A 12,370-nucleotide genomic window follows, 5' to 3' on the forward strand; every position below is an offset into this window, starting at 1 on the left:
CCACATGGTTGTGGAGTCGGTCACCCCGGGCTGCTGATTGCGGACCGATAGACTGGTCGCTATGCCTTATGGAATTGCTGCCCGATTGCGACCGCGCTTTCTCGTGCGGGACCGAGCGGTGTTAACGGGACATCAACAACGCGATCCTCAACGGTTTGGGATCTGCATTACAGATCCGGTCACCGGTGCACCATTCGAAATCGCGGTGTTCAAATATCTCGGGCCGCCGAATGCCCGACAGATTCTTGCGGTCCATGGGTTCCGCGGGGACCATCACGGGCTGGAGCTCATCGTGGATGGCCTGGCGCCATATGAGGTGTGGGTGCCGGATCTTCCGGGGTTCGGCGTCTCTGGTGCGATGCCGGATGCTGAACATACCGTGGAGCATTACGCCCACGTGATCAACCAGATAGCTCAGCACATGCAACGCCCCATCCTGGTGGGGCATTCCTTTGGCTCGGTCGTAGCCGCAGCCGCGGTGGCCGCCGAAGCAGTCGACTACCCGCACCTCGTGTTATTGAATCCGATTGCCAAACCAGCCCTAGACGCCGGGACACCGGTGGATCGTGCCGCCACGCTGGTGACCGACGGGTTTTATCGGTTGTGTGCGGCCCTGCCGACAGCCCTAGGGCGTCGCCTGCTCGGAAATACACTCATTGTGTGGGCCACGGGCGCGTTCATGACCAAAACCGATGACCCTCGTGTGTTGGCTTATACCCATGATCAACACCAGACCTACTTCTCCGGCTTTGATTCCCCCGCCACATTGCTCGAGGCCTACCAGGCGTCCATCACGCACACGGTGGCTGATTTCGCGGATCGACTGGGTATACCGGTGACCATGATTGGTGGTGCCGACGACGAGCTGTCATCTCCAGAGGATATATCAGCCCTGGCAGAGGTTTTGGCGACCGATGACGTCGAAACCTACGTGTTACAGCACACGGGACACCTGATGCATTATGAGCGATCGGGAGCGGTCGCCGTCTTGATGATGTCTCGCCTGGAGGAAGCTTAACGGTTCACCGTTCGTACCACCCAAATCCCATCGTCGCGCTATGGCCACGGATGCATCACGATCTTGCCAACGTGGTCCCGGCGTTCCAGCGTCTGTTGAGCTTCACGCACGTCGTCAAGCGAAAACACTTCTGCAATCACCGGCTCGATGTCACCACGACGAGCCATCTCCATCAATGATGCAAAGTGTGTTGGTGTATGCATGGAGGATCCAATGAGCTGTGCGTTGTGTAAATACAGACGACGCACATCAAAGTGCACATCGTAGCCGCCTAGTGCTCCCGCCACGACCCACCGACCGCTTTCACTCAGCAGCGGCAAAGCATCTTGCAACAGCTCCCCGGCAACCACGTCAAGTCCCACATCAATGCCCCGTGGGACAACACTGTGTACCTGTTCGACGATGCTATAAGCCCGGTCGAGCACTTCATGGGCACCGGCCTGTTCTACGGCCTCACGTTTCGAACCACTGCTGATGGCTAGGACATGTGCACCGCGAGCGCGAGCCAGTTGTACCAGCCCCAGTCCTACACCTCCAGAAGCGCCCGACACTAAGACGGTCTCCCCCGCTTGTACCCGTCCACGCTCGATCATGCCCAGGGCCGTGCCGTATGCGGTAGGTAGCGTGGCCAGCTGGTCATCGGTCAATGGAGCATCCGTCAAATCGTGGACTCGCTCGGTTGGTGCGGTGACATATTGGGCATATCCGCCATCGCGCTCGCTGCCCATCAGGCCAACAGGGTTCGCATCTGGGCTGTCAGTGTCATACATTGCCGGATCAATGACCACTCTGCGTCCGATCAGTTGCTCATCTTGAGCGCTGCCGACTGCAATGACTCGTCCGGCGACATCGGCGCCTTGAATGCGTGGGAAGGTTATGGGTCCCCGCCAGCCTGACAAGGCGCTCGGGTCATCTGGGCTGCCGTATGCACCTTGCCTGGTCCACAGGTCGGTATTATTCAACGCGGCAGAACGAACTTCGACTAGGACCTCGCCGGGAGCAACGGATGGCACGTCGACGTCTGTGACCTCAAGGGCTTCAATCCCGCCATGATCTTGGATCAAGGCTGCTCGCATCGTCGTCGCAATCCTCATAGAACCTCCGGTGATTGCACTATAGATCAGTCAGCACCACGATATGCAACGGCTCGGCAGAGCAGAACCCTACAAACCCGTAGCGACTGGCTGTGAGTACCCATGGAACCGGTAGATTAAGTCGACACAACTTCTTAAGCTCGACCTCATTAGGAAAGTCGCATGTCTTTATTTACTGGTCTCAGCGCATTCCCCCTCACACCACTGGCATATGACCAGATCGACGAGGCTGCTTTTATCGGTTTGATGCAGCGACTGACTACCGCAGGCGTTGATTCCATTACCGTCCTTGGGTCCACCGGTTCCTACGCCTATCTCACGGCCGGTGAACGTGATCGTATCGCGCACTTGGCAGTCGAACATGCAGGGACCACTCCGGTGTTTGTTGGCATTGGGGCGCTTCGGACATCCCAGATCCTGGCGAATATTGACAGCGCACAGCGTGCCGGGGCATCCGGTCTGCTGCTGGCTCCCATGACCTACCAGCCCCTGACCGAAGACGATGTCTTTGCGCTCTTTCGCACCGTGACACAACATGCGGATTTGCCCATCATCGTCTACGACAACCCCGGGACGACGCATTTCACGTTCAACACCGAGCTCTATGCCCGTATCTCAGCATTACCTGGCATCGCATCACTGAAGATTCCTGGAGTGCCCGCCGAACCGGTCAAAGCACGGGAGCATATTGCAGCGATACGGGCCATCATTCCTAATCACGTGACCATCGGGGTGTCAGGCGATGCGTTTGCAGCCACGGGTCTGCGTGCTGGCGGCGATGCTTGGTATTCAGTGATTGGCGGAACCCTACCCCATTCTGCACTGGCCATCACACGGGCCATACAACAACACCGGGACGGCGACGCGCTGCAAGAATCTCAACGTCTAGCACCGTTGTGGGACCTCTTTACAGCATTCGGCGGAAGCCTGCGGGTGACCGCGGCAATCGCCGAATATCTGGGTCTCGTGCCGTATCAGAGTCTGCCATTGCCAATTCAGGGCTTATCCACCAGTCAACGAGCACGTGTAGCAGAGGTTGTTGAGGCACTTGAGCTAGCCAAGTAAGTAGCTGTCGCCCTAACACACTTGACGGCCTCGGCGGATCTGGTCTGATCCGTCCTTCCAGTTCAACCACACATTACATAGGTGCTAGGAACTGCCTTCTGCGAGCGCTCACGCTATCCCATTGGGCACAAAGACTACTGCGCTCGAAGAAAATTCCCTCTCGCTCTAGCCGCCCTTAACCACGCGTAATAGAATTTGACCATGCGGTCAGAATCGCCAGATAAAGCACCGACGTTCACTGAATCAGCCCGACGATCACAGATCATTGGCTGTGCTATCGCGACGTTGTCAGAGGTGGGTTACTCGGGAGCGTCCCTGGCAGAAATTGCTCGCCGGGCCCAAGTGAGCAAAGGGGTCGTGCTCTACTACTTCGATAGCAAAGACGATCTGTTACAACAAGTAGTTATTGACGTCTACACCCGAGCAGGTGAAGCCATCGAAACCCGACTAGCTGCTGCATCAACAGCCGGTGCTAAGGTGACCGGGTATCTAGAAGCCAATCTGCAATTCGTTGGTACCCACACCGCTGATGTCCGGGCCGTTGTGGAAATCGTGACAAATGCCCGTCGGCCAGATGGTGGTCTGAAATTTTCCCCGGAGGGTGAAGATCCGGTTCTGGCCCACTTCGAACAACTCTTACGCGACGGTCAAGCCTCAAACGAGTTCGGCAGCTTTGATGCTCACAACCTTGCGGTCATGATCCGAGGCGCAGTAGACACCGCCTCCGGCAGGCTCATCGCAGACCCATCCTTTGACCTTGAGTCATACACGCGGGAACTTATGACCGTCGTAGAACTTGCTGTCCATCGACGAAGCCCCTAGGAGTCGAGATGAATTTCCATGATTCCACCCTTCCACCCCATTCCACCGCCATAGCGCACGTCACGACCCAACCGCCTGTGGATAATCGAGGCAAGGTCCTCGGCGTCATCGGCATCGACCTGGTGCTGCCCTTTGCCACCTACTACGGTCTGCGGCTATTTGGTGCAGACCCGTGGTTGGCCTTGATGCTTGGTGCCGTTGGACCACTGATTCGCATCATGGTCAGTGCAATCCGTACCCGACGTCTCGAGCGGTTGAGTATCTTTACTCTAAGCATTCTGACCGTGGGCACTCTGGCCGGGTTCCTGGGTGGGGATGCACGACTGTTAATGGCCCGAGAAAGCTGGCTGACCGCCGCCATTGGCGTGTGGCTGCTCGTGTCGCTGATGAGCCCCCGACCAGTTCTGTTCACCGCGACCCTGGCCGTCCTGCCACCGCAGACTGCCCAAGAGTGGCAGCGCAATTGGCAAACGGACCCAACGTTTTCTCGGGCCTTTAGATGGCTTACCATCGGTTGGGGCAGCGCGTTCATCCTGGATGCTATCGCACGCATCGTCATGGCATATACCCTTCCGCTTGATCTGGTCCCGATAGCCAGTGTGGGCTTGCTCATCGGCATGCTGGTCCTGATAAATGAAGCTGTGAAGCTCTATGGCAGACGAGCCAAGAGGGGCACTGCGGAGCAACCTCTTGAATCTGACGAGTAGTTCAGCGGTCGTGCTCCCGTGGGTTCATGGTCGGCCCAGGCATGATCAAGAACCATACAATGACATACGCGGGTGGACGACAAGCCCAGGTTGGACAATAAGAACATGTCTTCTGCAGATCTTGCCCTTCCCAATGACTACCGCCAGACCCTTGAAACGCTCAAACAGCGTGTACATCAAGCTCAGCTCGAAGCCCGGCGTACCATTAATACCGAACTGATCCAGTTGTACTGGTCTATCGGCAAAGAGATCCTGGTACGGCAAGAACAACAAGGCTGGGGCAGCAAGATCATCGCTCGTCTAGCCGAAGATCTACGGGCCGAGTTCCCCGAAATGCGGGGCTTTTCACCTCGAAACCTGCAGTACATGACCACATTTGCTCGGCATTGGAATGTCGAGCAAATTGCGCCACAACCTGTGGCGCAATTACCCTGGGGCCACATTCGGACCCTACTAGACAAGCCTTTGAACCATGAAGCACGACTCTGGTATGCGGCTGCAGCCGTGGAATACGGGTGGTCACGCAATGTGCTGCTGAACATGATCAAGAACAACACGATCGAACGCACCGGTGCCGCACCATCGAACTTTCCCCAGCGCCTACCCGCTGCCGAATCAGAACTGACACAGCAGGTGGCTAAAGACCCATACGCTTTCGAGTTTCTGGGATTGTCTGGCGAAGTGGCCGAACGGGACGTGGAACAAGCCCTGACCGATCGAATCGTTGAGACGTTGCGTGAGCTGGGACCGGGCTTCGCGTTTGTCGGACGCCAAGTCCACATCGAAGTCGGTGGGGACGACTACTACATCGATTTGTTGTTCTTCCACGTTGAGCAGCTGCGCTACTTCGTCGTCGAACTCAAAACCGGGAAATTCCAGCCCGAATATGCGGGCAAGCTGAACTTCTACGTAGCGGTCGTTGATGATCAGCTCAAACGTGAAGCGCATAATCAGACGGTTGGCATCCTGATTTGTGGCAGCAAAAACGACCACAGTGTGCGCTATGCCCTCAGCAGATCAGACTCGCCCATGGCCGTGTCCACCTACACCTATGAATCCTTACCAACGGATGAGAAAAAGGCGTTACCTGCTGAGGACGAGCTCTCAGCAGCGTTCCAACAGATTGAGACGACCGAAAACTCTTGACCCCCTCGGGCCTGCTTGGGCTCGTAATGGTCTTGGACCTGGTCGAGGAGTGTAGCGAGATCATCATTGTCTTGATAGGTATACTCACCGACCTCGATCAGCGACGACGGCACCAGCGGTTTAAGAAAAACCACGTTCGTCAGGTCAGTCCGGGTCGTGGGGTGTATATGGCTGGGATCTGGAATGGTATTCATGGTCCCCCTCAATCGGAAACGGTGGCTTGCTGCGGTGTAGGCCGTCGCGGGTCAAGGTGACCCAGGTGTCGATGTGGAGACGCGCTAAGAACATGTCATCATGACTGACCACAACGAGTGCCCCTCCGTAGGATTCAAGCGCATCGACGAGAACATCGACGCTGACCAGATCGAGGTTATTGGTCGGTTCATCGAGCAGCACGATCGGGTGAGCCGCAAGACGAAGAGACATCAAATAGGGCTGGACTTGTCGCGCCGTCCTCAATGGCACCAAGTGCTTCAAGCTGGCTCCGTAAGCCCAAGAGATCAGCAACGGTGTGTCATTTGGCTAGGCAAAGGTGATGTCCGTGAGCACGACGGGTCCAGTGTTTACAGATAACATAGGGCTCTCGATCCGTCAGCGAAAGCACTGACTTCGGAGCCACTTGGATAGGGCTATCTACAAACGTCAGCGCACAATTGATGCGATGGCACGTTTGAAGATGAGCATTGGAACATTGCCTATCCTGAGGGAAAAGTGGTCTCCAACCTAGCAGCATGGGCCGTGGCCGAACCAGTATGCCTAGTGAGAGGTGTATTAGAGCACGTCGGTGGGGTCAATTCGTAACCGCACCGAGGTGGTCTCACCGCGGGCAGAGAGCTGGGCGCGAGTCGTTTTGAGTGCACCGACGACCTGTTCGGCGACATAGTCAGGAAAGAACAACAGCGCTCGATGCGTGGTTTCATCGACCGGCACCGGGCCAATCCACGGGGAATCTTCGGACTGATACGGCAGCGGAGTATGCCGAATGGTTTTCTGCACCTCATGGGACGGCCCGATTAGCTCTGCCACGCGCATGGCAGGTGGCAGGCCAAGCTGTTGCCGTTGGGCTAATTGGCGAGTCGCCCACGCAATAGGGTTCATCTGAACCAAGGCCGCAACGGCGTCATTATATTCAGCGGTCACCACGACGGTGCCCCCATACGCTGCCGGGCGTACCAGGGTCGCGGCGCGCATCCAATGGCCCAGCACCTGTTCGGGCACGTTCAGGCCCTCCCGCTGCAGCTGGGCATCGCCGTCTAAGAGTAGAGCGGCTGCGTATCCTTCGGTGGCAATAGGCTCAGCACCTGGGGTGGCGATCACAATGGCAGGTTGCTCCCCTACGGTGACTAGCATGTGCTCTGCCGAAGACGACATGACGGGTGTCATCGGGAATGCTCGTCCGAGTTCGTCGGCGGTGCGTCGCACACCTCGAGCGCCGGCACGTAGTTGGCGGCCACCGCAGTTTGGACAGGCGAAATGGCGTTCTTTCACACCGCACCACCGACATGTTGCTTCATGGCGTTCAACCGCCAGCCGATCGGTATATCCCAGCGGGCCGGTACAGTTCCGGCATCGCGCGGATTCACCGCAGGTTGCACAAAATAGCCCGGGAATGAATCCGGCGCGGGCCACTTGCACTAACACCGGTCCGGGTCGGCCGTGTTTGCCCTCAAGCGCTTCGCGCGCTGTGACATGGGCCAGGTGCGGGATCCGAGCGATCTGTGCTAGCGGGTCACGTTCGGCATGAAAGGAGTCGGCTGTTGCCACCACCCGAGGAGCCAGGGACTTGCGGGTCGACCGATCCGCACCGATTTGAGCAAGCGTGCCGGTGGAGACCAGATGCTGGATTTCCAGTGCGCGGGACGTCGAGGCCAACACAAGGCGTGCCCTATGTTGGGTGGCTCGCAAGCGCGCAACCGTGTGAATATGAAAGTACGGGGTGCGCGGCTCGATGAGATGCTCGCTGGTGGGCTCCCACACGATGATTGCGTCGAGCTGTTCTAGCGGGGCCCAGATGGCAGATCGGGTACCGATAACGATACGGTGCTGCCCGGTTAATATATTCAGGAACGAGCGATACCGTGCAGTGTCGCCTTGTTCCCCGCTCAGCATGGCGAATGCGCGAGCACCGATGCGATCTTCGAGCTGGCGCTGAAGCCGAGCAAGATGTTTGTGATCAGGGACGACAATGAGCGTATTTTGTTCGGTAGCGGCCATGCGCTGTGCCGCGTCGGCCAAAATACCCATCGCGTCCCAGCTACCGTGAGCGCTGGGCAGCGTCAGAGCATAGTGCCCATCGTGCCCGGGTTCAAACAGGTGTTCGGTCCCCTCCAATAGATCCCAGCTAAAACCCGGTGCGCTTGTCCCGGTTAGTGACGCTTGAGTTGACGGGGGGATAACCGGCGGGGCGGGGATGGCGTGGTCTGCGACTCGTTCAGCAATGTCACGTTCAACTCCTGCGACCCGGCGCGGTACGACGGCGCGCAACACATCGGAGGTGATCGACCCGTAGTGTTGAGCAACCTGCTGAGCAAGTTCGAAAACCTTGGGCTCCAACACGGGAAGAGCCGAGACGATTTTGCGGATCGTGGTCAGCCGTGCTGTGGTGTCGATGGTATCGGTCCGCCGAACCAGCCAACCGAAGAGCTGTTGGTGCCCAAACCGAACCTTGACTCGTACGCCCGGCTGGGCTGCCGCATCGAGGTCTTTGGGGATGAGGTAGTCGAAGTGTCGGTCCAGATGCAGCACCGGTGCTTCGAGCAGGACCTTGGCTACCGGTTGTTGTGGCCACCCATCGGGCGCCGGCGGAAGGGTCGCGCGGCGTTCCGGGAGGTCAAATAGAGCATCTGTTTGTGGCACATCACCAGCCTACCGCGGCGCGCAACTGGTCGACTTTGTCGGTGCGTTCCCAGGTGAAATCTGGCAGTTCGCGTCCAAAGTGACCGTTGGCGGCGGTGGCTTGATAGATGGGACGCAACAACTGGAGGTCTTGGACGATGGCCGCTGGCCGCAGGTCAAAGACCTCATTGATTGCGTTGATGATGCGTTCGTGGCTGACTTTTTCAGTGCCGAAAGTATCCACATACAGGCCAACTGGACGAGCCTTACCGATTGCGTAGGCTACCTGGACTTCAGCACGCTCGGCGAGTTCTGCTGCAACGATGTTCTTGGCAACCCACCGAGTGGCATAGGCAGCCGAACGGTCAACCTTTGAGGGGTCTTTACCCGAGAAGGCACCACCACCGTGGCGGGCCATACCCCCGTAAGTGTCCACGATGATCTTGCGTCCGGTGAGACCAGCGTCACCGACTGGCCCGCCGATAACAAAAGGTCCGGAGGGGTTGATGATGAATTCGGCGTTGTCGTAGTTCAAGCCAAAGTTGACCAGCACAGGCTTGACGACGTGTTCGATGACATCGTCGTGAAGCTGTTCCTGCGTCACATCGGCCAAGTGCTGGGTAGATACGACCACGGTTTCCACAGATTGTGGCACATGGTGTTCGTCGTAGCCAATGGTGACCTGCGTTTTGCCGTCGGGTAACAGGTATGGCATCGGCGAGTTATCTTGCTGACGCACGGTGGTCAGACGTTCCGATAGTCGGTGGGCCAAGTAGATTGGGGCGGGCATCAGTGCCGGGGTTTCATTGGAGGCATAGCCGAACATGATGCCTTGGTCGCCGGCACCTTGTTTGTCGATTTCATCGACGGACCCGTCGCGAGCTTCCAACGACGTCGAGACACCGTGATGAATGTCGGATGACTGCTGACCGATGGAAATGTTGACACCACAGGTGGCGCCATCGAAACCGTTGGCTGACGAGTCATAACCAATGTCCAAGATGGTTTGGCGCACGATATCTGGGATTTCAACGTATGCGGAGGTGTTGACCTCGCCTGCGACCTGGACCAGTCCGGTGGTCACCAGGGTCTCGACTGCAACCTTGGCGTTGGAGTCTTGAGCGATAATGGCATCGAGCACCGCATCGGAGATCTGGTCGCAAATTTTGTCGGGGTGGCCGGCGGTCACGGATTCAGACGTGAATAACCGGAGCTGGCCGTCGCCGATGCCCTCATAGGGCTCATACATGGAAGAAGTATCTTTAGCAGTCACAGTATGAGAGTTTACCCCGTCCGACTACCTCAACAAGGCCCCGGTTCATGGATCGTAAAACTCTATGCCAACGCGAGGGCAAGCTGTTCAATAATGGCTTTTGCCACGACATCTTTACTGCCTTGAACGGAGATCTCTTCGCGCCCATTGGCAAAGAGGATGGTGACATCGTTGTCGTCTTGGCCAAAGACTTTGCCGACGCCAACCTCGTTGACGACCAGTATTTCGCAGCCCTTGCGCTGCAACTTGGCCCGTCCGTATTCCAGTGGGCTAATCTCTTCGTCACCGGTTTCGGCAGCAAATCCTATGATGACTCGTGGAAGGGGCTGACCGGTGGCACGTCGCTCTACGCTAGTGCGCAACACATCTTCGGTTTGCTCTAACACGATAGTTGGCGCAGCAGCGTCATCTTCTTTTTTGATCTTTTCGTTAGTAACACTGGCCGGCCGGAAATCAGCAACTGCGGCAGCCATGATCAACGCGTCTTTATGTGGCGCGTGTTGCATTACGGCGTCCAGCAACTCTTGTGTGGATTCGATACGCACCACCGTGATGTTGTGATGGGTTGGCGCCTGGATATCCATGGCTCCGGCTAGAAGCGTGACGTGTGCGCCCTGTGAGGCCGCGGCCTTTGCCAGGGCCACGCCTTGTTTACCGGAAGACCGGTTGCCCAAATAGCGCACAGGGTCAAGTGCTTCACGAGTACCGCCTGCGCTGATGACCACTGATTTTCCGGCCAGCTGGTCGCCTGAGTGGAACTCGGAGACGATCTGTTGTGCCTGGGCCCAGATATGTTCAGGATCGGGGAAGCGTCCCTTGCCGGTATCAACGCCAGTCAGACGTCCGACTGCTGGTTCGATAATGTGGACCCCGCGGGAACGCAGCGTCGTCACATTGGCTTGGGTTGCCGGATTCTCCCACATTTCGGTATGCATGGCCGGAGCCATAACCACTGGGACCGTTGCGGTCAACAAGATATTGCCTAACAGATCTTCGGCAAGTCCTGCGGCAGCTTTGGCCAGCGAATTGGCCGTGGCAGGCGCGAGAATCACCAGATCGGCCTTGCGTCCTTGGAGCACGTGGTTGACGTCTTCGACGGCTTCGAAAGTGTCGTTATAGACGGGTCTGCCCGAAAGTGCTTCCCAGGTAGGTTTACCGACGAATTTGAGGGCTGAATCGGTGGGAACCACGTGGACTTCATGGCCATCTTCGGTCATGAGCCGCAGCAAGAGTGCAGCCTTATAGGCGGCGATACCGCCGGTAACGCCTAAAACAATCCGCATGGATCCCCTTTTCCAGCCTCTTGGTGTGTGATGTTATCCTTCAGAGCCTGCGGTTGGTTCTCCTGGCAGTGCGAATGGATCGTCTTCGTTGGCTGGCAGTTCGAAGGTGGGGAACTCTTCGGCCAGTTCTTCGGCTGCTGCGGCGCGAACTTCTTCGACCGGTTTCATTTCCAGCAGGCCTTCATCGATTTCACGCAGTGCGATCGACAGCGGTTTTTCGTTGAGTTCTGTATCAACAAGTGGTCCAACGTATTCGAAGAGACCTTCGTGAAGTTGGGAGTAGTACGCGTTGATCTGGCGTGCACGTTGTGCAGCGAAGAGCACCAGGGCGTACTTGGAATCAACCTTATCGATCAGTTCATCGAGCGATGGGTTGACGATGCCTTCAATTTTTTGTTCAGTCACTGACTCTCCAATAAATCTCTCCGGAGCGACCGGAGATTGTGGATGTATTTCTTCTGTGCCGTAGCTACTGCTGTGGTGTAGTCAACTGCATGACTTCTACCAGTCGCGCAGCTGCTTGTCCAACTGTATCGTTGACGATCACGGCGTCAAATTCTGGTTCGGCAGCCAGCTCTAGTTTAGCGGTTTCCAGTCTGCGTCGCTGTTCCTTGGCTGTTTCGGTGCCCCGTCCAACGAGTCGGCGCACAAGCTCTTCCCAGCTAGGTGGTGCCAAAAACACAAACGTAGCCTCTGGCATGGATTGACGTACTTGGCGTGCGCCCTGGAGATCAATTTCTAACAGGACGTGTTTCCCCTGGGCCAGTGCATTGTCGACCATGTCGCGTGGCGTGCCATATTTATTGAGACCATGCACTTGCGCCCATTCCAACATCTTGCCTTGTTCAACGAGTTCATCAAATCGTTGCGGCGAGACGAATGAGTAATGTACGCCATCGATCTCGCCGGGGCGCGGTTCCCGAGTTGTGGCTGACACCGAAAGACAAACCTGAGGGTAGTGTTCGCGGATGTACTGACTCACCGTCCCCTTGCCCACTGCTGTAGGACCTGCCAAGACAGTCACAGCGGGACGGTGTTCTGTATGTTCAGAACGCAAGGTCAAGTCTCGGGGGCCGGGAATGACCGGTCGCGTCTGATCAGGCAACATGTTCCTCGTGGTGTCTAGG

The 12,370-nt window shown here is 57.1% G+C and carries 12 protein-coding genes; 5 read left to right on the forward strand and 7 right to left on the reverse strand.

The genetic code is table 11. The annotated features are described in order from the left end of the window. The first annotated feature begins 61 nt into the window (after positions 1-61). Positions 62-1,018, forward strand: a complete 957-nt coding sequence (locus FB556_RS06850; protein WP_141866073.1) for an alpha/beta fold hydrolase — start codon at positions 62-64, stop codon at positions 1,016-1,018. Positions 1,019-1,056: 38 nt separating this feature from the next. Here the strand turns inward: FB556_RS06850 and FB556_RS06855 are convergent, their stop codons facing one another. Further along, entirely contained in the window at positions 1,057-2,112 is a 1,056-nt protein-coding gene (locus FB556_RS06855; protein WP_141866075.1) for a zinc-binding dehydrogenase, read from the reverse strand. A gap of 162 nt (positions 2,113-2,274) precedes the next feature. Between FB556_RS06855 and FB556_RS06860 the strand changes: the two genes are divergently transcribed. From FB556_RS06860 to FB556_RS06875, 4 genes are all read left to right on the forward strand, one after another. Next, the gene (locus FB556_RS06860; protein ID WP_141866077.1) at positions 2,275-3,177 is read left to right on the forward strand and encodes a dihydrodipicolinate synthase family protein; all 903 of its coding nucleotides are present in this window, start codon (positions 2,275-2,277) and stop codon (positions 3,175-3,177) included. 201 nt (positions 3,178-3,378) lie between these two features. After that, a complete protein-coding gene (locus tag FB556_RS06865) occupies positions 3,379-3,999 on the forward strand; it encodes a TetR/AcrR family transcriptional regulator (RefSeq protein ID WP_141866079.1) in 621 nt (206 codons plus the stop codon). 8 nt (positions 4,000-4,007) lie between these two features. Further along, a complete protein-coding gene (locus tag FB556_RS06870) occupies positions 4,008-4,706 on the forward strand; it encodes a VC0807 family protein (protein WP_141866081.1) in 699 nt (232 codons plus the stop codon). Between the two features lie 105 nt (positions 4,707-4,811). Beyond that, positions 4,812-5,852: a PDDEXK nuclease domain-containing protein gene (locus tag FB556_RS06875; RefSeq protein WP_141866084.1), complete on the forward strand. Its 1,041-nt coding sequence runs from the start codon at positions 4,812-4,814 to the stop codon at positions 5,850-5,852. A 144-nt stretch (positions 5,853-5,996) separates the two neighbouring features. Here the strand turns inward: FB556_RS06875 and FB556_RS06885 are convergent, their stop codons facing one another. From FB556_RS06885 to gmk, 6 genes are all read right to left on the reverse strand, one after another. Continuing rightward, complete coding sequence (locus FB556_RS06885) at positions 5,997-6,278, reverse strand: hypothetical protein (protein ID WP_170200398.1); 282 nt, start codon at positions 6,276-6,278, stop codon at positions 5,997-5,999. Between the two features lie 345 nt (positions 6,279-6,623). Beyond that, the gene (locus tag FB556_RS06890; protein WP_141866087.1) at positions 6,624-8,708 is read right to left on the reverse strand and encodes a primosomal protein N' family DNA-binding protein; all 2,085 of its coding nucleotides are present in this window, start codon (positions 8,706-8,708) and stop codon (positions 6,624-6,626) included. Between the two features lies 1 nt (position 8,709). Continuing rightward, positions 8,710-9,936 (reverse strand): methionine adenosyltransferase, encoded by a 1,227-nt coding sequence (gene metK, locus FB556_RS06895; RefSeq protein ID WP_211344011.1) that lies wholly within the window; start codon positions 9,934-9,936, stop codon positions 8,710-8,712. Positions 9,937-10,022: 86 nt separating this feature from the next. After that, positions 10,023-11,243: a bifunctional phosphopantothenoylcysteine decarboxylase/phosphopantothenate--cysteine ligase CoaBC gene (gene coaBC / locus FB556_RS06900; RefSeq protein ID WP_141866089.1), complete on the reverse strand. Its 1,221-nt coding sequence runs from the start codon at positions 11,241-11,243 to the stop codon at positions 10,023-10,025. Between the two features lie 33 nt (positions 11,244-11,276). Further along, positions 11,277-11,648: a DNA-directed RNA polymerase subunit omega gene (rpoZ, locus tag FB556_RS06905; RefSeq protein WP_141866091.1), complete on the reverse strand. Its 372-nt coding sequence runs from the start codon at positions 11,646-11,648 to the stop codon at positions 11,277-11,279. Between the two features lie 64 nt (positions 11,649-11,712). Further along, positions 11,713-12,351 carry a guanylate kinase gene (gmk, locus tag FB556_RS06910; protein ID WP_141866093.1) on the reverse strand — a complete coding sequence of 213 codons (639 nt, stop codon included), beginning with the start codon at positions 12,349-12,351 and terminating at the stop codon, positions 11,713-11,715. Positions 12,352-12,370 lie beyond the last annotated feature (19 nt).

It is taken from the genome of Enteractinococcus coprophilus, assembly GCF_006716305.1.
Classification (GTDB): domain Bacteria; phylum Actinomycetota; class Actinomycetes; order Actinomycetales; family Micrococcaceae; genus Yaniella; species Yaniella coprophila.

Excerpts from the sequence above, each read along its gene's own strand:
- FB556_RS06850 (WP_141866073.1), top strand. The coding sequence starts at position 62 with ATGCCTTATGGAATTGCTGCCCGATTGCGACCGCGCTTTCTCGTGCGG.
- FB556_RS06855 (WP_141866075.1), bottom strand. The coding sequence starts at position 2,112 with ATGAGGATTGCGACGACGATGCGAGCAGCCTTGATCCAAGATCATGGC.
- FB556_RS06860 (WP_141866077.1), top strand. The coding sequence starts at position 2,275 with ATGTCTTTATTTACTGGTCTCAGCGCATTCCCCCTCACACCACTGGCA.
- FB556_RS06865 (WP_141866079.1), top strand. The coding sequence starts at position 3,379 with ATGCGGTCAGAATCGCCAGATAAAGCACCGACGTTCACTGAATCAGCC.
- FB556_RS06870 (WP_141866081.1), top strand. The coding sequence starts at position 4,008 with ATGAATTTCCATGATTCCACCCTTCCACCCCATTCCACCGCCATAGCG.
- FB556_RS06875 (WP_141866084.1), top strand. The coding sequence starts at position 4,812 with ATGTCTTCTGCAGATCTTGCCCTTCCCAATGACTACCGCCAGACCCTT.
- FB556_RS06885 (WP_170200398.1), bottom strand. The coding sequence starts at position 6,278 with ATGTCTCTTCGTCTTGCGGCTCACCCGATCGTGCTGCTCGATGAACCG.
- metK (WP_211344011.1), bottom strand. The coding sequence starts at position 9,936 with ATGTATGAGCCCTATGAGGGCATCGGCGACGGCCAGCTCCGGTTATTC.
- coaBC (WP_141866089.1), bottom strand. The coding sequence starts at position 11,243 with ATGCGGATTGTTTTAGGCGTTACCGGCGGTATCGCCGCCTATAAGGCT.
- gmk (WP_141866093.1), bottom strand. The coding sequence starts at position 12,351 with ATGTTGCCTGATCAGACGCGACCGGTCATTCCCGGCCCCCGAGACTTG.